This is a genomic window from Prevotella sp. oral taxon 317 str. F0108 (assembly GCF_000162415.1).
In the GTDB taxonomy this organism is placed as follows: domain Bacteria; phylum Bacteroidota; class Bacteroidia; order Bacteroidales; family Bacteroidaceae; genus Prevotella; species Prevotella conceptionensis.
In genome coordinates, this window is sequence record NZ_GG740072.1 from 351,811 (window position 1) to 372,602 (window position 20,792).

Annotated in this window: 14 protein-coding genes and 1 pseudogene; 10 read left to right on the plus strand and 5 right to left on the minus strand. The window is 45.2% G+C overall.

Annotation, left to right across the window (positions count from 1 at the left end; translation table 11 throughout):
• Positions 1-132: 132 nt before the first annotated feature.
• The 7 genes from HMPREF0670_RS01220 (at position 133) to HMPREF0670_RS01250 (ending at position 8,095) form a co-directional block, all read left to right on the plus strand.
• Positions 133-1,011, plus strand: a complete 879-nt coding sequence (locus HMPREF0670_RS01220; protein WP_044077577.1) for a DNA/RNA non-specific endonuclease — start codon at positions 133-135, stop codon at positions 1,009-1,011.
• 193 nt (positions 1,012-1,204) lie between these two features.
• Positions 1,205-1,954 (plus strand): hypothetical protein, encoded by a 750-nt coding sequence (locus HMPREF0670_RS01225; protein WP_157579520.1) that lies wholly within the window; start codon positions 1,205-1,207, stop codon positions 1,952-1,954.
• A gap of 19 nt (positions 1,955-1,973) precedes the next feature.
• On the plus strand, positions 1,974-2,855 hold the full coding sequence (locus tag HMPREF0670_RS01230; protein WP_044077578.1) for a GIY-YIG nuclease family protein: 882 nt from the start codon (positions 1,974-1,976) through the stop codon (positions 2,853-2,855).
• A 195-nt stretch (positions 2,856-3,050) separates the two neighbouring features.
• The gene (locus HMPREF0670_RS01235) at positions 3,051-3,986 is read left to right on the plus strand and encodes a helix-turn-helix transcriptional regulator (RefSeq protein ID WP_009229342.1); all 936 of its coding nucleotides are present in this window, start codon (positions 3,051-3,053) and stop codon (positions 3,984-3,986) included.
• 1,461 nt (positions 3,987-5,447) lie between these two features.
• Positions 5,448-6,338, plus strand: a complete 891-nt coding sequence (locus tag HMPREF0670_RS01240) for a DNA/RNA non-specific endonuclease (RefSeq protein ID WP_052296863.1) — start codon at positions 5,448-5,450, stop codon at positions 6,336-6,338.
• Between the two features lie 113 nt (positions 6,339-6,451).
• Positions 6,452-7,267, plus strand: coding sequence for a Nif3-like dinuclear metal center hexameric protein (locus HMPREF0670_RS01245; protein WP_009229344.1), 816 nt, complete (start codon positions 6,452-6,454; stop codon positions 7,265-7,267).
• A 3-nt stretch (positions 7,268-7,270) separates the two neighbouring features.
• Positions 7,271-8,095, plus strand: coding sequence for a zinc ribbon domain-containing protein (locus HMPREF0670_RS01250; RefSeq protein WP_009229345.1), 825 nt, complete (start codon positions 7,271-7,273; stop codon positions 8,093-8,095).
• Between the two features lie 367 nt (positions 8,096-8,462).
• Here the strand turns inward: HMPREF0670_RS01250 and HMPREF0670_RS01255 are convergent, their stop codons facing one another.
• From HMPREF0670_RS01255 to HMPREF0670_RS01270, 4 genes are all read right to left on the minus strand, one after another.
• On the minus strand, positions 8,463-8,738 hold the full coding sequence (locus HMPREF0670_RS01255; RefSeq protein WP_009229346.1) for a hypothetical protein: 276 nt from the start codon (positions 8,736-8,738) through the stop codon (positions 8,463-8,465).
• Between the two features lie 274 nt (positions 8,739-9,012).
• Positions 9,013-9,834 (minus strand): DnaJ domain-containing protein, encoded by an 822-nt coding sequence (locus HMPREF0670_RS01260; protein ID WP_009229347.1) that lies wholly within the window; start codon positions 9,832-9,834, stop codon positions 9,013-9,015.
• A gap of 60 nt (positions 9,835-9,894) precedes the next feature.
• Positions 9,895-10,854: a transporter gene (locus HMPREF0670_RS01265; protein ID WP_009229348.1), complete on the minus strand. Its 960-nt coding sequence runs from the start codon at positions 10,852-10,854 to the stop codon at positions 9,895-9,897.
• Between the two features lie 30 nt (positions 10,855-10,884).
• Positions 10,885-11,334: a type I restriction enzyme HsdR N-terminal domain-containing protein gene (locus HMPREF0670_RS01270; RefSeq protein WP_009229349.1), complete on the minus strand. Its 450-nt coding sequence runs from the start codon at positions 11,332-11,334 to the stop codon at positions 10,885-10,887.
• 173 nt (positions 11,335-11,507) lie between these two features.
• On the opposite strand from HMPREF0670_RS01270, the gene holA reads away from it, so the two are divergent.
• The 3 genes and pseudogenes from holA to HMPREF0670_RS16120 form a co-directional block, all read left to right on the plus strand.
• Positions 11,508-12,536 carry a DNA polymerase III subunit delta gene (holA, locus tag HMPREF0670_RS01275; protein WP_009229350.1) on the plus strand — a complete coding sequence of 343 codons (1,029 nt, stop codon included), beginning with the start codon at positions 11,508-11,510 and terminating at the stop codon, positions 12,534-12,536.
• Positions 12,537-13,309: 773 nt separating this feature from the next.
• Positions 13,310-13,789, plus strand: coding sequence for a helix-turn-helix domain-containing protein (locus tag HMPREF0670_RS01280; RefSeq protein WP_009229351.1), 480 nt, complete (start codon positions 13,310-13,312; stop codon positions 13,787-13,789).
• 1,537 nt (positions 13,790-15,326) lie between these two features.
• Positions 15,327-15,470: pseudogene (locus tag HMPREF0670_RS16120) on the plus strand (transposase); the annotation flags it as partial.
• 1,739 nt (positions 15,471-17,209) lie between these two features.
• Here the strand turns inward: HMPREF0670_RS16120 and nifJ are convergent.
• Positions 17,210-20,782 (minus strand): pyruvate:ferredoxin (flavodoxin) oxidoreductase, encoded by a 3,573-nt coding sequence (gene nifJ, locus HMPREF0670_RS01285; RefSeq protein WP_009229352.1) that lies wholly within the window; start codon positions 20,780-20,782, stop codon positions 17,210-17,212.
• Positions 20,783-20,792: the final 10 nt, after the last annotated feature.

Consider the following 20,792-nt stretch of genomic DNA (forward strand, 5'->3'; position numbering starts at 1 on the left):
TTTAATTTGTTGTTGTTGCATTATTTTGCTACCTTTGTTGCATAATTTGGTACTTTGTTTGCTGGATTAGTACCTCATCAAACAAATCTACTTACGATGTTTATAAACGAAAGATACAGCTGAACAGCATTTATGAAATCACGGAAAGTATATAGTTTGGCGTTATTGGCGGGCATCTGCTTGTCGGCTTGTGGCCTGCAACCGTCTAAGCTTGGCCGGCAGTTGGGTGGAAAGTATGCCTATCAAGAACAGAAAGACGGGCAGATTAATTCGGAAGGCAAGAACGGATATGCCACCGATAAGCAAGGGAAAGCAGCATATAAGGTTGCTGATGGGCTTGAAGTGCCTGAGAAACTGACCGACAGACCTGAACAGATATTGAAACGAGTGGCTTACACGGCATCGTATAACAGCGACTTACGCATACCTAATTGGGTGGCGTGGAGGCTTACAGGGGCGCATACTCGGGGAAAGAACAAGCGGGCGGGCGTTAAGTTTCATGAAGATACCGATGTGCCAATGCCTAGGGCGGTGGACTTTGACTACGTAAGGAGTGGTTATGACCGTGGACACCTTTGCCCATCGGCCGATAATCGCTGGGATGCTACTGCACAAGAGCAATCGTTTTTGCTTACGAATGTGTGTCCGCAAGACCATAACCTGAACGTTGGCGACTGGCACGAACTGGAAATCCTTTGTAGAAAGTGGGCTAAAACGTATGGCAGCATTTACATAGTGGCGGGTCCTGTGCTGTTTAAGGGGAAACATAAGACCATCGGAAAAAACAAGGTAACGGTGCCAGAGGCTTTCTTTAAGGTGGTGTTGTGCATGGAAGGAACCCCCAAGGCCATTGGCTTTATTTATCGTAACGAGTCGGGAAATAGGCCTAAAAGCTATTACGTGAATACCATCGACGACGTGGAACGTATCACTGGTATCGACTTTTTCCCTGCTTTGCCCGACAAGGTGGAGAACGAAGTGGAGGCAACGAGCAGCTTGGACGATTGGTAAGAACTGGTAAAAGAGCGGTGAAGTTTCTGCTTTTAAGATTGCAAGAGGGCTTGTTTATGGGGGTAAGCCGATAACATTATGGTCTTTGATGTGATGAGCTATTATAGGAACATCATCTGCATTTTTTAAACCTGTAACGCAAAATGGGACACCAGTCGCATAACTTTGCATGCAAATCAAAATTATAGCGAAGATGAAAGGAACAATGAATGCACGATGTGAGCAAACGAAAAGGGTGTTTAACGAAGAAACGCTGTCGATGCTCTGCAAACAGAACAAGGCGGAGATAGGCTATGTTGGCCATAAGCATCGCCTTTGTCCACGCATACGATACGTCATAGGCAGGAATAGGTTTGGCTACGCCAACTTTGGCGACTTCTTTTTCTGCCATGATGGCGGCCTATATGTGTGGCAGCAGAGCGAAGAATTCAAGGAAGGCCATAATCCATACATTGTTGAGGAGTATTTCGGAAACTCCTGTGAGGGTCGTGGCTACGCGTTGCGTTCCATCTTTGCAGGAATTGATACGGGTTATGAAGATTGCAATGGCAGTCGTATGTTCACAGGAGACGTTGTGCTAGTGAAAGAAGATAGCGGCTATGAGTTTGGAACATTGTGTTTGGCGTCGGCGTGCGACCTAGATGGTAAAGGCTTTTATGGTTTTCCTTTGGACAACCATAGTCTAACGCTTGACACATGCAGGCAAAACAATTATCATTTGGAACGGATAGGTACTATTTTCTACCAGCTGAACCCATGCAACGAACCTATTGCCTTATGGAGTCAGGCCGTACACTATAACAATGCTCGATGTGATTTGGAACAAAAGAAAACCAGACGCACAATGGCAAGATATACTCCGAACTTCGACCAGGAAGAATGGAAATACTTAGGGTTGGAAGTTCTTGGTGTGGAAGAATTTAATTGGAACAAAATTATATAATCATTAAAACAATATTCAAATGAAAGACTACATCGTAATGGTTCAAGACCTGCTAAATGGTCGTAATGAAGAGTTTGACAACGCCGACAAGAAACGAATTAGGCTGATTAGGCATGCAGACAACCGAAAGGAAAAGATTATCGATGGTAAATCTTATGCTAATTCTTTGTACAATTTGTACCTTACTGAGCGTAACGTGTTCCTTACTTACCAGAGCGAACAAATTGCCAAAGACTTCAAGGATGTGGATTACATCGTATCCTTTATTGGAGAAGAAGGCACCACTTCTAGGTTTGTGGGCGTATTTAAGAATGGGGGCATAGTGGCACAACTTGGATTGTATAATGGTAAAGAGCTGGCAAGGTTTGATTTTACAGAAGTTGATGGCTTTGAACTGCTTAAAGAACGAGTTATCATAGATTGGAATAGCCCTGTGAGTTGGCGTCAAAACTACCAAAACCTAATGCCTGTTATCAGAATTGACCGCGGACTTCAAGAGAATAACATTCCTGTTTTCACCCGTTTTGAAGATGTAATGCTTGATTATAGCCAGCTTAGAAGAATAATTGAAACAAACAATATGGAGTGGAAATCCAAATTGGAAAGTTGCAATGCCGTCTATCTCATCTTGGATAAGCTTACAGGCAAACAGTATGTTGGCTCAACGTACAACCCCAAAGGCATTTGGGGGCGTTGGTCTGCCTATGCTTGTACTGGACATGGGGATAATAAGGATATCAAGCAGCTTATCGATAACGACGAAACGTATGCTAAGAAGTATTTCCAATGGTGCATATTAGAAACGTTGCCATTAAATATTCTAGAAAAACATGCCATTGACCGCGAGTCATTATATAAACAAAAATTCGGCACACGAAAGTTTGGTTACAACAATAATTAGGCTTGTTCGGTATTCGTCCTCGTTGGCTTTCTGGTTTCATTTGTGTAGATTTCGTTTGTACCTTAAAAAGAGAAAAGCAAGCGAAAGACGCCAAATGAAATCAGAAGGCATCGAGGACAGCCCTATAGCATTTTGTTTAGCTAGTGGGGAACTTATGGAACATGCCATTGGTTTATCATAAAGCATTTTGTTGCTATGTCGCTGATACAAAAATACATCTGGTTGGTGAAAACCATTCACCGCGCAGGCCGAATTACGCTAAAAGAACTTAATGAAAAGTGGCGCGATAACACTGATTTAAGTCGCGGTGAGAGTTTGCCGCGACAAACCTTTGACAGATGGAAAGGGGGAGTCCTTGATTTGTTCGGCATAATAATCGACTGCGAGCAACGAGGAGGCTACCACTATTATATTGCCAACCCAAAAGTTTTGGAAAGTGGCGAATTGAAAGCTTGGCTACTTGACACTTATGGCACAGCTGTAACCTTATCGGGCTGCCTATCCATTCATGACCGCATCCTAACCGAGAATATTCCTTCGAGTCAAGAGTTTCTGTCGACGATACTAGACGCGATGAAGACGAGCGTTGTTTTGCAGATTACCTTTCATTCTTTCACGATGAAAAAAACGGAGACGTTTCTTGTTGAGCCTTATTGCGTGAAAATGTCTGCTCAGCGATGGTATATGCTGGCAAGAAATGTAGACTACAATTGTTTGCGTTTGTATTCTCTTGACAGATTAGAGCATGTGGAACTTACCGATACTTCTTTTGCTTTGCCTAACGACTTTTGTGCTAAGGAATACTTTTCCGAATATTTTGGTATTGTGTTGGATGAGCGTGTTCCACTTCAAAGAATCGTACTGAGAGCAGACAAATATCACCAACATTATATGCGCACGTTGCCGCTCCACCATTCGCAAAGAGAGGTTTTTGCGTGTGATGACTATGCAGACTTTGAATTGACACTTAGGCCCACGTACGACTTTTACATGAAGTTGATGAGTCTAGGGAATATGATAAAGGTGTTGGAACCGCAAAGCTTGCAAGATAAACTATGTAGATGGTTAGAAAACACAGCCAAATTATATGTAAAGGCGAGCTTAGATAACGAAGAAGTTCGTTCTTGCTAGGAGTAATATGGTAAACGCAATTGGCCTTGCTCCCAACCATTCTCCAAAAAGAATGAGAAAAGAGTAATCTGTTTTGCGAGTTGAGTTGCTTACATCAGAAGTGTTTGCTGGTTATGCCGTTCCAAAGCAATGCGCGTAGTTGACGTAAGAGATATTGATTGTTTTTTGTTTAGAATGAAAGGTATCTCGTTGGCGAATGACAGGTTTACGAGTTGGTGGTTTACAGGCAAACAGAATTGCTTTTGGAAAAGTGTTGTTAGAAGAATGCGAGACGTGTGTAGCATGGCATCAATAAACCCTTACGCAGAGGAAAAGGGGGACTTTTATTTGCTTACGATGCACCTATGGCTTTCCAAATCCAATTCTGTTTGGCTATAATATTTCTATAAATTGAACGGTGCTTGTTAGCTTTGTGATGCCAACAACAAGGCAAGTCATATACGAAGTACAGGACAAATCAACTCGCTGGCTTATAAAGACACGAAACCCAACTACTCCCGAATACATCAACTCACAATCTCACAATCTTATCAACTCACCAAATCATCAGCTCACAAACTTACCAACTCAAAAGCTTAAATTATTATATTTTATTTTACAATATCGCTCTAATTCTCACTCCGTTCTAGCGAAAATACAGGCTAAAAAGTAGGTAAATAGCTACTGTTTTTAGTCTTTCCTGTCTTTTGTTCTGTCTATTTTTAAGAAAATAACCTGCATTTTGCACCATTTAGTCTTTCTATTTTGGTTGCCAACCCATATTTTTTAACTCCCAATTACTCGCTTTTAGCCCCTAAAATGCCACTTTTTTAGGGCTATTTTGCCCTTTTGAGCCATGTTTTTAATGGCTCGAAAGGGTTTTGTTTATACCATTGCAGTGGATATTTATGCTTTTCGTACCGCATTTAGCGCCATTTTGCACTGCATTTAGCACCATTTTACCTTGCATTTAGCATCAAAACGCACTGCGTTTAGCACCAAAACGCACTGCATTTAGCGGCATATTACACTGCGTTTTGCAGCAAATTGCAGTACATGTTGCCGCAAATAGCCCAAAAACTGGTACGGAAGGCGATTTTATAGAATGAATATTCAGTTTGCCTGCATATATAACTAACCCCTTTTGGCATCAGAGTAAACCTTCGCGAGAATCGATTTTTTGCGGCAAGGCGGACGATTGGTGGCTGAAAAGGGCACTCATAATGTTAAAATTTGTGCCGAAAAGATTACAAAAACTAGGCAGGCTGATAGGTTTAATGGTTGACAAGCGTTTTCATTTAGTTCGTCGTTTGCTTGCTCCCACTGGTGTTTATGGCTTCTTTTTGTTTCTTGAAATGTGTGCTGGCTCGTTGTGCTAGTGTTTTTTGTGTTGGGGATAAGGAAGATTTGTGTAGTGCGAAACTGGTGTTTTATGCGAATTAATTAGTAAATTTGCAACACTTATGAAAACTTGAAGTAAATATGAAAACGAGAAAAGTATTTTATCTGGCGTTATTTGCCTTTACTTATTTGTCGGCCTTTGGCTTGCAGCCCGTAAAAAGCAGCAAGTCGATAGTGGGTGTGCAACCTCTTCAAGGACAGCAGGTAGCTAAACAGCGGCTGTATGAAGGGGAAGACAGTGTTCGAGATACGGTTGTGCACAAGTGTACTTGGGTGCAGAGGAAAGGTTTGGGGCCACTTGAAGTTCCTGGAAAACTAACTGATAGGCCCGAACAACTGTTGAAGCGCGTGGCTTACATGGCATCGTATAACAGCGATTTGAGGATACCCAACTGGGTGGCATGGAAACTAACGGCCGAACATACAGAAGGTGCCAACGAACGTAAGGGAATGAGGTTTCAAGAGGACAAGGAGGTGCCAAAGCCAAGAGCCGTTGATGCTGACTACGTGAGAAACGGCTACGACCGCGGACACCTTTGCCCCTCGGCAGACAATTGTTGGGATGCTACTGCGCAAAAGCAATCGTTTCTGCTCACTAATATATGTCCCCAAGACCATAAGCTGAACGTTGGTGATTGGAAAGAGTTGGAAAGCCAGTGCAGGAAATGGGCTAAAAAGTATGGTTGTATCTACATCGTTGCGGGGCCTATACTGATGAAAGGCGAACATAAAACCATCGGAAAAAACAAGGTAACGGTGCCAGAGGCTTTCTTTAAGGTGGTGCTGTGTATGGAAGGACAACCAAAAGCTATTGGTTTTATTTATCGCAACGAAGGGGACGACCGCCCTAAAAGCTATTACGTGAATACCATCGACGAGGTGGAACGCATCACGGGCATCGACTTTTTCCCCACTTTGCCCAATAAGGTGGAGGACGAAGTGGAGGCAACGAGTTGCCTGGACGATTGGTAAGAGCTGGTAAAGGCCCATTGTTAACAGGATGACCTGTTAACTGCGCCCTAATATTTTGCTATGTCAGTAGAAATTAGTAACTTTGCACTTCAATAACATAAAGCTAAGTTAGCGTGAAAATAAAGGAAGTGCTACGTGCCCTTGAACAATTCGCGCCCCTGCCCCTGCAAGAAGGATTTGATAATGCCGGCTTGCAGGTTGGATTGACAGAGGCGGAAGTATCAGGGGCTTTATTGTGTCTTGACGTGACTGAGAAGATTGTGGATGAGGCTGTGGCCAAGGGTTGCAACTTGATTGTTGCACACCATCCGCTTATCTTTCGTAAGCTGGCACAAGTGTCGGACGCCAATGCCGTTCAGCGAACGGTGATGAAGGCTATAAAGAACGACATTACCATTGCTGCCTTGCACACCAACATTGACAATGCACGAGGCGGCGTGAACTTTAAGATTGCCGAGAAAATGGGACTGCTAAATGCAGACTTTTTCGGGGCGCGAAAGCGTGTAGAGACCTTTAACGACAAGGGCGAAAGCATCAGTGTTGAAGGGGCATCGGGCGTGATGGGTGTGTTTGAGCAGCCTTTGGCGGCCGACGATTTCGTGATTTTGCTTAAAAAAACGTTCGATGTGGAATGCGTGATGTGCAACCAGCTGTTGCGCCGCCCCATCAGTAAGGTGGCCATTTGCGGCGGGTCTGGGGCTTTTTTGTTAGCAGACGCCATCGCAGCAGGGGCAGACGCCTTTGTAACGGGCGAGATGCACTACCACGATTACTTTGATCATGAACAGGAAATACAAATTGCTGTGATTGGACATTATCAAAGCGAGCAGTTTACGAACGAGATATTTAAAACAATAATCGAGGAAAGGTGCCAGGGCGTGAAGTGCATTCTGACGCAGACCAACACCAATCCCATCATCTATTTATAAGTTATGGCAAAGAAAGAAATTACCGAACTGTCGGTGGAAGAGAAACTCAAAGCGCTCTACCAGTTGCAAACAACGCTCTCGGCTATTGATGAGAAACGTGCGCTGAGGGGAGAATTGCCCTTGGAAGTGCAGGACTTGGAAGACGAGATTGAAGGTCTGAACATACGCGAAGACAAAATTCGCAGGGAAATTGACGACTTTTCCAGGGCTATTTCGCAGAAAAGGGCTGAGATTGCTGAGGCTGAGGCTAGCGTGGAACGCTATAACAGACAGCTTGACGAGGTGAAGAACAACCGCGAGTACGACACGCTGAGCAAGGAAATTGAGTTCCAAACGCTTGAAATAGAGTTGTGCAACAAGAAAATAAAGGAAGCACTTGTGAAGATTGATGAGTGCGAACGCGAACTGAGTGTTACGGGACAACAAATATATGACCGCGAACGCGACTTGCACCAAAAGCGTAACGAGCTGGACGAAATTATGCTCGAAACGAAAGAAGAGGAAGAAAAACTGCGCGATAGGGCACGTGACTTGGAAACGAAAATCGAGCCGCGACTGCTGAGCAGTTTCAAGAGAATTCGTAAAAACGCACGCAACGGACTAGGTATTGTGTATGTTCAACGTGACGCTTGTGGCGGATGCTTCAACAAAATACCGCCACAGAGACAGCTAGACGTGAAGATGCACAAGAAGGTTATCGTTTGCGAGTATTGCGGACGCATCATCGTAGACCCAGAATTGGCTGGCGTTAAAAACGATAAGTCGGCTGCTGCCGAGAAACCTAAGCGCAAACGCGCCATCCGAAAAACAAAAGAAGAGACGGAATAAGCGCGAGGAAGTGAGGACTTGAGCGTTGGGAGTTTATCGTGAAAGGGTAGTACCTAGGCGATAGGACATTCAGACTAGATATTAAAGTGTTTTTGATTTAGTCTGCTAAAGCGTTAAAATCAAGTCGATTTATGCCACTTTGCACCTATTTCCGAGGGCTATTTGTTGCGTAATTTTATAAAGAGAAGGCTTTATACACAGGCCTTGTTGCACATCTTTCGCGCTAAATTCAGCGTAGCCCTACAAAGAATAAGCTCCATACACAACCACGAGGCGTGTATGGAGCTTGTTTTGTTGTTGGCTAGTGGCTATTTAAATTTTGGCCGGCTAGCTTTTAATTTCTGTGTAAGCAGGTTATTGTACGTGCTTACTTGGCGGCCTTTTTGTCGCAGTTTTTCTTGCAATCTTGCTTAGCGGCCTTATCGCATTTCTTTTTGCTGCACTCTTTCTTGTCCTTGCAAGCAGCGTCTTTCTTGCAGCATTCTTTGGCGGCAGCGTCTTTCTTGCAGCAGCCCTTCTTACCTGCTTTGTCGCATTGTTCGGTCTTAGCCTTGTCGCATTTCTTGGCTGTTCCTTCACTCTGTGCGTTAGCAAATCCTATTGCAGCAACGAAAAGAGCTGCGCTGAAAATGATCTTCTTCATACTTCTTACTTTTTGTTTTTGTTTTGAAATAGTGATTTTATCGGCGCAAATGTACGAGTTTAAAATGAAATAGCAACATTTTGTTAGCAAAAATTAGCAGTTAAATGCAATATGTTTGTGTGCGACGAACTTGTGGTTACGATGTGTTTTGGGCTATGTTGTTGGTTTTGGGCGTGTTATGTGCGTTCCTCGTTATTGGCAGTCGATACCTGCCTGATGCGTTTTTCGGCTTTGCATCTTTATATTAGATGGGCGTTTTGTCGCACAGCTGTTTTTACATTCCGCGTTCCTTGTATATCCTTTCTTTGGCATCGTTAATCTCCTTGAACTTCTTTTCGGCCGCCAAACGTATGTCTTCGCCCAATGTTGCAACGCGGTCGGGGTGGTGTTGCAGGGCCATTTTGCGATAAGCAGTCTTCACTTCGTCGTTGGTAGCGTTGGGCGATATTCCCAAAACTTTGTATGCCGAATGCGTGTCGTGCTTATCGAGGTTGAACATCGAGTCGAGAATGCGAGCGTCGAACCCTAACCACTGTGCCAAGTAGCGAAGAGCGTTCACCTCACTGGGGTCGATGCGCCCGTCGGCTTTGGCCAATTCGGCCAGAAAACTAAGCAGTTGCAGACGCTGCGCGCTATTCATGTGGGCGGCGATTTGAAAGCAACAGTCGCGTATGATGCTCTCGAAAGCCATTGCGCCCATTTGTTTTTGCTGATTGAAAATGTTGCGGATGATGCTGTCGCCCTGCTCTACGGCCACTTCGCCAAAGTTCCTTCGCAAGAAGGAACGTAAGGTTTCCATTTCCGAGTGCATCACTTTGCCATCGGCACGAATGATGTATGCCGAGAGCACTAGTAACGAAAAGAGGAACGAATTGCGTTCGCCCTGTTGCCGCTGTTGTTGGTTGGCGGTAGCGTTGTGTTGGTAGAAGTTGGCTTTTGAACCACCCGTATTCCAGGGTTGTCCATTGCGATCGGGCTCGTTAACCTGATCTAGTCCCACGTCAAAGAGTGCACCGAGCACCAATCCTGCTAGTCCACTAAGCGGTCCGCCAGCGATAAAGCCCAGAAATCCGCCAATCCATTTTCCTATTGCCATAAGTGTAAGTCTTTATATGTTACCATTTAGAGTGTGTTTTGTGCCGCTCAGCGTAGTGTTTTACCATTTCAGCGTGCCGTACTTCTGCTTATACCACAGTTGCCATGCGTTGATAAGGTTTTGCCAAACCACGTAAGCGCAAGGTGCGATGGACGCTATTGGATTGAGAAAGGCGATGGTGAGCCATATACCCACAACGGTATTCTTTTGTCCCAAGGCTTGTCCGGCGCTGATGCTGTCGCCATAATGGTAGCCCACGGCCTTGCCAATTGAAAACAACAAGAGGCTGATGACGAGGGGCAACAACAGAAGTAGAGCCAAAATCGTGCCATAAACTTGGGTGGAAAGGATGTTGCGAATGGTTAGTCCCATGATGATAGAGAGGTTAAACCCCCAGAGATAGAAGGCTAAGTTCTTGGTTTCCTTGATGCGTGCGGCCACTTTCGGCAGGAATTTTCGCGTGAGTAGGGCCAGACAAAGGGGCACGATGAGCACGAATGTGATGCGCCGTAGTATCATGACAAAGGCAGTTAGGAAGGTGATGTCTGCACTTTTCTCAACCATGGGGAAGAACAAGGGGATAATAACCGACGTAACCACGTTGGCTAGGATGGTGTAAATGGTGAGTGAGGCAATGCTACCGCCAAGGCGTTCGGTGATAACGGGGGCCGCGGCCGCCGTGGGACAGATTACGCAAACGAAGGTTCCTTCAAGCACAAGCTTGGCCATTGGGTCGGTGGTATGTAAGATGGCGAATACCAATATGCCCGAAAGAGCAATGCGAATGGCTTGCAGTATGAAGTGCCACGCACGTGGTCGGAGGTCGCCCAGCTGTATTTTGCAGAACGTGATATAGAGCATCACGAAGATAACCACGGGGAGAAGTTTCACCAAAAAGGGGCCAACCACGTTGCCAATGGGTTGAAGTGGGGCGATGCGCGAAAACAAAAGGTAGACCGCAGCACCGATAACAAGACCGCTGGGCAGCGTCCATTTCTTTAAGAAAGCAATGATGTTCATGTGTTTATTATATATAATGTACGCGCGAAACTATATTTCGGTATAGTTAGGGAGGTAGGGTAAGAAGGTGTAGCTGTTGTCGGTGTAGTTCATTTTGCAGCAGATGTGTTGCAGTCCGTTGCTCACCACGAGATAGTCTACGTGCAAAAGCATGTTGTAAACGGTTATTTGGTCGAACACCTTTTGCGTAAGTGCGATGGTGGGTGCCTTATATTCGAGAACCATTTGGGGTTTCAAGTCGCGGTCGTACAGCACGCTGTCGGCCCGAAGGCTTTTGTCGCCGATGCTCAACGCCACCTCGTTGGCCATCAGCAACTGGGGATATCCCTTGTGATGAATAAGGTAATTGACGAAATGCTGCCTTACCCATTCTTCGGGAGTAAGGGCAACGTACTTGCCACGAAGTGGATCGAACACAGTGGGGCGCGCCTTCGTGCCTCCCACTTTTATTGCATACGAGGGTAGGTTTAGTGAATACATTTTGTTATCTTTGCAGTGTAAAGCACAATAAAGCTTATCGGTAAGGGTGCGGCAAGACAGGCTTGTCGCAGTTTGCCGTGTGCCTTATGGTGCAAAGTTACTAAAAATATGTGGGCGACGAGGTGGTTTTAGCAACTTGTTGTCCTGCACTCATCCATTAACAAGAACCTTTCATGGCAGAAAAACGAAACGCGCTTGGCCCCGAAGTCATCATTAAAGACATTAAGGCGCGAAACTTTTCGTCCGTATATGTGCTCATGGGCGAAGAGTCGTATTATATTGATAAAATTGCAAGCTTGCTCGAAGAGACGGTGTTGCAGCCACAAGAGCGCGACTTTAACCAAGACATCCTCTTTGGCGTTGATACCAACGGGGTGCAGGTGGCCGACCTTTGTAAGGCTTATCCCATGATGGCCGAACGGCGATTGGTGATGGTGAAAGAGGCGCAGAACCTGAAATTGGTAGACGCTTTGGCCAAATACTTGGAAAATCCCGTGCAAACCACCATCCTTGTGCTTTGCCATAAGAATGGTACTATCGACAGAAGAAAGAAACTTTTGGCTCGCGCCGAGTCTATGGGCGTTGTTTTCGAAAGCAAGAAGAAACGCGATTACGAATTGCCTGCTTTTATTAAGGGCTATCTTGCCACGAAGAAAGCAACGGTGGAAGACAAGGCGGCCATCATGATTGCTGAACATATTGGGGCCGACTTGAATCGGCTGACATCGGAACTAGACAAGGTTTTGATTTCGCTACCCGAAAACGACTTGCGTATTACGCCCGACATCGTGGAACGACAGATTGGCGTTAGCAAAGAGTTTAATGGTTTCGAATTGCGAAACGCCATCGTAAGCCGCGACGTGTTTAAGGCAAACCAAATTATTCAGTATTTCGATAAGAACCCTAAGGCCGGGTCAATCTTCGCCTTCTTGCCTTTGCTTTTCAGTTTCTTCCAAAACTTGTTGATTGCCTATTACGCACCAAACAAAAACAACGAAACAGAGGTTGCAAAGTTTCTCGACTTGAAATCGGTGTGGGGTGTGAAAGACTTTATGGTGGGGATGAGAAACTACTCGGCCATGAAGACAATGCACATTATTCATAAGATAAGAGAGATTGACGCTAAATCTAAGGGGTTAGATAACCCAAATACCCCTGTTGGCGACCTTATGAAAGAGCTAATCTTCTTTATTTTGCACTAAAAATGGCCTTTTTCGGCCCTTTTTCGTTCTAGAATAAGTGTCTCTGAGAGGCACTTTTTTTGGCTAACTTCTAAATAAATCAAGAAGTTAGCCCATTTTACCCTCCAAAATACTCGCGAATTTGAAAGCAATTCGACCCTTGTTTCAGAATAATCAATTCTCGTTCTGTTTTTGCATTTTCGGCTTACTTCAATTTACAATTAACAAATATTAGTTTGGGGTTTTCTGGGTTTTGATATGTAAATCATTCTCTTGTTTTACAAATGCATAACCGTTTATATTTGATTTTGTAAAATAGAGAAAGGAGTTATAAGTCCTATGTTTACATAACTAAACCGCATGAATTACATTTCAAAATCTAAATGAATACTTATTCATTGCAATATACATGCCTATTTTTACGTGATTTTCAGCTATTTGTAGACGTTTTCTAGCCTTTATACCTCTAAAAATCCCCTTTTAGGCCTTAAAAAGCCCATATTTTAGGCAATATCGGCCTTTTATACGCTTATAATAGCCTAATAACCAATAAAATTCAGTTTTTTGTTAAACCTTATTACATACCTAGTTTAGGTGCTTTTATTTTGATTTGTAAATGTAAATCGCTTGTGCGCGCACTTGTATTTACACACCTATATGGTTTGGGTTTACAAACCTAACATTTTATTTGCTAAATTGTTGTTTAGAAATTTGCGGCAATACGAAATTTGTTTTACCTTTGTAAAATCAACGCGAAAAGGCCTTAAAAGGCCTCTTACACTAAAAATAAGGGTATGAAAGATAGAATAAAGAAGGTTATGGAGAGCCAACATATGAGTCAACAGACCTTTGCTCTCTCTATTGGAATGTCGCCTGCGTCGCTCAGTAGCATTTTTAACGGACGCACAAAACCTACCCTCAACATCGTTGAGGCCATTAAAGATAAAATTCCGAAGATTTCAACCGACTGGTTAATCTTTGGTAAGGGCGAAATGTACTTAGACGAAACGGGCGCCGCTAACAATGCCCCCACTACCCACGCAATCCCTGATAAGGAGCCACAATTAAACTTTGATGCCCCTGCTGCTGCTCCTTCGCTCTTTAACGAGCAGCCTGCTGTTGCTCCAAAAGTGGTACAAGCCCCCAGAGAACCTGAGCGAGTTGAGGTGAAAGTGATTGAAAAACCGCAACGCAAGGTTACGGAGATACGTATCTTTTACGACGACCGAACATGGGAATCGTTCTATCCAGAAAACAGGGATGGTAGAAGTTGAAGTGCATTTTACTGGCCTATTAAGGTGCTGGCGTACTTATAGCACTGTTTAAACAAGGTGTTTTTAACGCTTTCTTTATGTACTAGATGCAATCGTTCGTAGATAAGAATGCTGCGCATACGTTTACTCACTGTTCACAGCACGCATTCGCCGTGCCAACCGCTGCGCGATTGCTACCTAATGGAGTTTGCCTAGTAAGCAGGCTCTTACAGGCTATTGGCAAACAAAAGACTTGAACGCATCATGAGAAACCTGCCTAAAACCTCCTAAACACCTACCATTTCTGGTGTAAAGCGGCGCATATCTGGGGCGTTATGCCCTAAAACGCTCCCTCTAACGCCAACTTTTCTAGTGATAGGCGGAGAATGATAGGCTGATGACCCCAATGATGACACTAAACATTGACTATATCTCGTGAAAAGTGGCGAGTATGTGCTAGGTTATGCCTAAAACATTCGCGAACGCTGTTTATTCTAGTGACAAACGGAGATTAATGGGTTGATGAACCCCATTGTAGGCCCTAAGTGCTGCTCATATCTTGTGAAACGCAGTGGAAATAAAGGTTGTTATGCCTTAAAGCCACACGGTAACGCCTATTAGGGGCTAGTGAAAAGTAGGAATTTATAGGTTGATGCTTCCTATAATAAGCCCTAAACCACCCTCTAATGCCGATTTAATCTCGTGGACAAACGGCGACTAATAGTCTGTTTGAAACCTTAGAAATACTCCCTAAACAGCCACTATGATTCGTAAAAAACAGTGAGTGTATGAGGTGTTACTCGCTAAAAACGCCCCACAATCGCCCACCTAAGGCCACACTAAACAAGTAGCGCGAATGGTGTTACACCCTAAAAACGACCCATTATCGCTGACCTAAGCCCATACATAACAAGAAGAGCAAATGGTGTTGCTCCCTAAAAACAACCCATAATCGCCGACCTAAGCCCATACAAAACAAGAAGAGCGAATGGTGTTACTCCCTAAAAACTGCCTATAATCGCTGACCTAAGGTCACACAAACAAGTAGTGCGAATGGTGTTGCTCCTTAAAAATAACCTATAATCGCCGACCTAAGGCCACGCAAAGCAAGTAGTGCGAATGGTGTTACTCCCTAAAAACAGCCTATAATCGCTAACCTAAGTCCACACTAAACAAGTAGCGCGAATGGTGTTACTCCCTAAAAGTAACTTGTTATCACCGACCTAGGCCCACACAAAACAAGTAGTGCGAATGGTGTTACTCCCTAAAAACAACCCATTATCGCCAACTTTTCTCGTGAAGGGCGGTGAGTATATGGGATGTTATGCCCTAAAGTATTCTCGAAATACGGGCTTTACCTAGTGACAAACAGAGAGCGTATTGGCCTGTGCCCACTAGGATGCGCCCTATACATCGGTTATATCTGGTGAAAAGTGGCGATAATAAGGCATATTTAGCCTTAATTATCCGAAGTCGTCTTGACTTCTAATGTTTCTATAATTTGAGAGGGAGTTTATCGTCTTTCTGGTGAAAAACCAAGATAATAACACTTCTCTTCATGTACGAAGTACTGGGCAAAGATACGATAAAATCCAAAATTCTGCCCCATTTGTCTTTGGCGAAACGTGGTTATGTCTCAAAAAGTGAGCTGGCGGAAGTCATTCAATACATTCTTTACAAGCTGAAAACTGGCTGTCGATGGCAGATTACTTCTGCGTTTGTATGATGCAGTCTTCGTTAGCTGTGAGCAACAAGCCCTGCAACCGCTCGCGCTGGTGGTCGTAAGCGCACGTGCTTTCCGTGCCGTTAACTACGAGCGTGTATGTGGAATTATTGTTTTTTTTGTCTAGTTTTCAGTAGGAAATTTAACATAAAAAGCGGCCATTCTGTCCACCAATCGCTCACCTTGCCGCAAAAAATAGATTCTCGCGGAGGTTTGTTTTGATGCCAAAAGGGGCTAGTTGTGCATGCAGGCAAAATGAATTTTTATTTAAACTGACCGCCACCAACACCCGTTTTGGGGCCATTTGCAGCAAAATGCACTGCGTTTTGGTGCTAAACGCAGTGCAATATGCCGCTAAACGCAAGGTAAAATGGTGCTAAATGCAGTGCAAAATGCTGCTAAATGCGAGGCGAAAAGCATAAATATCCGCTGCAATGGTATAAACAAAACCTTTTAGAACCATGAAACACATGGTTGAAAAGGGCGAAATAGTCGTTAAAAAGCGGTATTCTAGGGGCTAAAAGTGGGATTTTAGGGGTTAAAAGCGAGTAATTGGGCTTGAAAAATTACGAGCTGGCAACCAAACTAGAAAGGCTAAATGGTGCAAAATGCAGGCTTTGTTCTTAAGAATAGACAAAAAGGAAGGAGTGAAAGGCTAGAAATAGTGGCTATTTACCTGCTTTTTGACCTAAATTTTCGCTAGAACGGAGTGAAAATTGGAACGGTATTGTAAAATAAAAAATAAGAATTTAAACTTTTGAGTTGAGGAGATTATGGGTTTGTGAGTTTATAAGTTTTTGGGTTGATAAGTCTGTGAGTTGATGACTATGTGAGTTGATGAGTTTGTGAGTTTATAAGTTTATGGGTTAAGCCTGTAAGTTGATGAGTTCGTAAGTTGATGAGTTCGTAAGTTGATGAGTTCGTGGGTTAATGAGTTCGTGGGTTAATGAGTTCGTGGGTTAATGAGTTCGTGGGTTAATGAGTTCGTAAGTGGTGATGAGTATGTGAGTTGATGAGTATGTGAGTTGATGAGTATGTGAGTTGATGAGTTTGTAAGTTGATGAGTTTGTGAGTTGATGAGTTTGTAAGTTGATGAGTCTGTGGGTTGATGAATAGGCAAGTTAGAACGTCCAAGCGCGTTAGTGATGCTCTAAACGCGTGGAAGTATATCGTTACCAATCGGTTTGATTTCAGTTGTTACCTACTTGAGATATTAACAAAGATGAACAGTGGGAGAATGCAAGTGGACAATTATTATCGGCTATCAGAGTTATCTGTTTCATGCCTTGCGATTTTGTTTTTCTTCTATTATAATGGACTGAGGCGTAAAATCTTGCTGAAAATGAGGTTTGGGATAGGGTGTGTAGTGTTAAGTGGCCATTGTTTTTGAGTAAACGTAAGTTTGTAGGTCGCCAAATCTGTTGTGCAAAATGGCTTGCGTAAAGGCATTGGCTTACGTTTTATCGGTGTAGGTCTTGCTAGAAGGAGGGAGGTAGGCTTGTAAGTATTGGGGTATATCTGATCGGTGTAGATTTTAGTCGACGGCTATAAGTTGGGCAGCAGACTTGAAAATGTTGACCTGTACTTTTAGGAGTGCAGGTGTGTGTTGAAGGCCTACGCTAACAATAGCTTTAAAACAAACAAAAACGGGTGAGAGCATGCCCATTTAGGACAGCTCTCACCCATTTTATTAGGATGGTATTAAGCCGAGAAACCGTTTAGGCAACCGTTTCTTCGTCTTTGCTCCAATCTTCTTGCGACTTGCGAACGTAGCTCTTGTAGCGAAGCTTGGCCATCTCTTGGGCAGCCTTGAACAATTCTTCGGCTTCGTTGGGATAAGCTTTCTTTACAGAGAGGTAACGAACCTCGCCCAACAAGAAGTCGTGGAACTTGCTCCAATCGGGCTCCTTAGAGTCGAGCGTGAAGGGGTTCTTGCCTTCGTCGGCCAACAATGGGTTGTAACGCCACAAGTGCCAGTAGCCGGCTGCAACGGCTTTGGCCTCTTCGGCTTGGCTCTTACCCATACCGGCCTTCAATCCGTGGTTGATGCAAGGCGCATAGGCAATGATAAGCGATGGACCTGGATAAGCCTCGGCCTCACGGATAGCCTTGAAAGTCTGAGCTTGGTCGGCACCCATTGCAATCTGAGCCACGTAAACGTAGCCGTAGGTGGTTGCCATGAGGCCAAGGTCTTTCTTGCGGATGCGCTTACCTTGGGCAGCAAACTGAGCAATTGCGCCTAGTGGTGTGGCCTTAGAGCTTTGTCCGCCCGTGTTAGAGTAAACCTCGGTGTCGAGAACAAGGATGTTTACGTCTTCGCCCGAAGCGATAACGTGGTCCAAACCGCCGTAACCGATGTCGTAAGAGGCACCGTCGCCACCGATAATCCATTGCGAACGCTTAACGAGATAGTGGTCGAGCGTTTTCAGTTCGGCGCAAGTTTCGCAACCTTTGGCAGCACCAGCCTCGATGAAGGGTTTGAGTTTTGCACTCGATTCCCTCGATGCGTCGGCGTCGTCTTTGGTGTTGAGCCATTCGTTGGCAGCTTCCTTAAACTCGGCAGGCACCTTATCGTCGTCCAAGAGGTCGGAAAGCAGCATCGTAATGCGCTCGCGCATCTTCTTGTTACCAAGTGCCATACCCATACCAAACTCGCAGAAGTCTTCGAACAGCGAGTTATCGAAGGCTGGACCTTGACCGGCCTCGTTGGTTGTGTAAGGCGTTGAGGGGATAGATGCTGAATAGATAGACGAGCAACCCGTGGCGTTGGCAATCATTTCGCGGTCGCCATAGAGTTGTGAGATGAGCTTAACGTAAGGCGTTTCGCCACAACCCGCACAAGCACCAGAGAACTCGAAGAGGGGTTTTGCAAACTGCGAGTTCTTCACATTGCTCTTAATGTCTATCAAATGTTGCTTGCTCTTAACGTTCTTAGCAAGGTAGTTCCAGTTGGAAATCTGCTGTTCGTCGTGCGTGAAGGGCACCATTGCCAATGCCTTTCCGTTCTTGTTGCCAGGACAAACGTCGGCACAGTTGCCACAACCAACGCAATCGAGCACGCTCACCTGAATGCGGAAGTTCATGCCAGCCATTGGCTTGGGAACTTTCATTTCGAGTGTCGCATCCTCAAAGCTCTTCATTTCTTCCTCGTCGAGAACGAACGGGCGGATGCAAGCGTGAGGACAAACGTATGCACACTTGTTACATTGAATACAGTTCTCGGCAGTCCATTCGGGGTTGAAGGCCTCAACGCCGCGTTTTTCGAAAGCTGCGGCACCATTAGACATCGTACCGTCTACCATGTCGTAGCGCACGAAGTCGGATACTTTGAGCAAGTCGCCCGATTGTCCGTTGATTGGGCGTACAATCTCCTTGATGTATGCCGGTACATCTTCTTCGGCTGCAACAGCATCATCGGGTAGGTTAGCCCAAGCAGCATCTACTGCAAGCGTTTTGTATTCGCCACCGCGGTCAACGGCTGCATAGTTCTTGTCGACTACGTCTTGTCCCTTGTTGCCATACGACTTAACGATGAACTTCTTCATTTGGTCGATGGCCAAGTCTACGGGGATAACCTCTGTAATGCGGAAGAATGCACTTTGCAAGATGGTGTTGGTGCGGTTGCCCAGCCCAATTTCTTGTGCAATCTTCGAAGCATTCATATAATATACGGTGATGTTGTTCTCGGCGAAGTAGCGTTTGATGCGGTTGGGGATGAACCTAACCAGCTCGTCGCCCTCGAAAACGGTGTTCAGCAAGAACGTACCGTTCTTTTGTAGACCGCGAATAACGTCGTACATGTTCAGGTAGGCCTGTACGTGGCAAGCCACGAAGTTGGGCGTGTTGACCTGATAGGTAGAGTGAATGGGCGAATTGCCGAAACGCAAGTGCGAACAAGTGAAGCCACCCGACTTCTTCGAGTCGTATGAGAAGTATGCTTGACAGTGCTTGTTGGTGTTGTCGCCAATGATTTTAACCGAGTTTTTGTTGGCTCCAACGGTTCCGTCTGCGCCCAATCCGTAGAATTTAGCTTCGAAGATGCCTTCGCTTCCCATAGGTATTTCGGGCACGGCGGGCAGCGAAGTAAACGTAACGTCGTCTACAATGCCCACGGTAAAGTGGTTCTTTGGTACTTCCAGTTCGAGGTTGTTGAACACGGAGAGTATCTTAGCAGGCGTAGTGTCCGAAGAACCCAGTCCATAACGTCCGCCAACGATTAGCGGTTTGTTCTCTACATCGTAGAAAGCACTCTTCACATCGAGGTACAGCGGTTCGCCTTCTGCGCCAGGTTCTTTGGTACGGTCGAGCACGGCGATGCGTTTAACCGTCTTGGGGACGGCAGCCAGCAAGTGCTTAACAGAGAAGGGGCGATAAAGGTGAACCGAAATCATACCCACCTTCTTGCCTTGCTTCAACTGATAGTCGATGGCTTCGCGGGCAGCTTCGGTGGCCGAGCCCATCAAGATGATGATATTCTCGGCATCTTCTGCGCCATAATAAGAGAACAAGTGGTATTCGCGGCCTGTTATTTCCGAAATTTTACCGAGGTATTCTTCAACTACTTCGGGAATGTTATCGTAATGTTGGTTGCATGCCTCGCGATGAGTGAAGAATGTTTCGGGGTTTTCTGCCGTACCGCGCGTAACGGGGCGTTCGGGCGAAAGGGCGCGATCGCGGAACCGCTTGATGTCATCGTGATTAACCAGCTTGGCAATCTCGTCTTGGTCAATCAGTTCAATCTTCTGGTATTCGTGCGAAGTGCGGAATCCGTCGAAGAAGTTCACGAAAGGTATGCTTGTACGTAGTGTTGCCAAGTGGGGAACGGCTGTGAGGTCCATCACCTCTTGCACCGAACCCGAACAGAACATGGCGAAACCCGTTTGTCGGCAGGCCATAACGTCTGAGTGGTCGCCAAAGATACACAAAGCGTGCGAAGCGATGGCGCGTGCCGACACGTCGAACACGCAGGGCAGCATCTCGCCGGCAATCTTGTACATGTTAGGTATCATCAGCAGCAAGCCCTGAGATGCCGTAAAGGTGGTGGTAAGTGCGCCGGCTTGCAGCGAACCGTGCATGGCACCAGCCGCACCGCCTTCCGATTGCATTTCTTGAACCGTTACCGTCTGTCCGAATAGGTTCTTTCTACCTTTGGCAGCCCACGTGTCTACGTGCTCGGCCATGGGCGAAGACGGGGTGATGGGATAGATGGCTGCAACCTCTGAGAACATATAGCTCACGTGAGCGGCGGCCTCGTTACCATCACAAGTGATAAACTTTTTTTCTTTTGCCATTTGAATAAAA

Excerpts from the sequence above, each read along its gene's own strand:
- HMPREF0670_RS01220 (WP_044077577.1), top strand. The coding sequence starts at position 133 with ATGAAATCACGGAAAGTATATAGTTTGGCGTTATTGGCGGGCATCTGC.
- HMPREF0670_RS01225 (WP_157579520.1), top strand. The coding sequence starts at position 1,205 with ATGAAAGGAACAATGAATGCACGATGTGAGCAAACGAAAAGGGTGTTT.
- HMPREF0670_RS01230 (WP_044077578.1), top strand. The coding sequence starts at position 1,974 with ATGAAAGACTACATCGTAATGGTTCAAGACCTGCTAAATGGTCGTAAT.
- HMPREF0670_RS01235 (WP_009229342.1), top strand. The coding sequence starts at position 3,051 with ATGTCGCTGATACAAAAATACATCTGGTTGGTGAAAACCATTCACCGC.
- HMPREF0670_RS01240 (WP_052296863.1), top strand. The coding sequence starts at position 5,448 with ATGAAAACGAGAAAAGTATTTTATCTGGCGTTATTTGCCTTTACTTAT.
- HMPREF0670_RS01250 (WP_009229345.1), top strand. The coding sequence starts at position 7,271 with ATGGCAAAGAAAGAAATTACCGAACTGTCGGTGGAAGAGAAACTCAAA.
- HMPREF0670_RS01255 (WP_009229346.1), bottom strand. The coding sequence starts at position 8,738 with ATGAAGAAGATCATTTTCAGCGCAGCTCTTTTCGTTGCTGCAATAGGA.
- HMPREF0670_RS01260 (WP_009229347.1), bottom strand. The coding sequence starts at position 9,834 with ATGGCAATAGGAAAATGGATTGGCGGATTTCTGGGCTTTATCGCTGGC.
- HMPREF0670_RS01265 (WP_009229348.1), bottom strand. The coding sequence starts at position 10,854 with ATGAACATCATTGCTTTCTTAAAGAAATGGACGCTGCCCAGCGGTCTT.
- HMPREF0670_RS01270 (WP_009229349.1), bottom strand. The coding sequence starts at position 11,334 with ATGTATTCACTAAACCTACCCTCGTATGCAATAAAAGTGGGAGGCACG.
- holA (WP_009229350.1), top strand. The coding sequence starts at position 11,508 with ATGGCAGAAAAACGAAACGCGCTTGGCCCCGAAGTCATCATTAAAGAC.
- HMPREF0670_RS01280 (WP_009229351.1), top strand. The coding sequence starts at position 13,310 with ATGAAAGATAGAATAAAGAAGGTTATGGAGAGCCAACATATGAGTCAA.
- nifJ (WP_009229352.1), bottom strand. The coding sequence starts at position 20,782 with ATGGCAAAAGAAAAAAAGTTTATCACTTGTGATGGTAACGAGGCCGCC.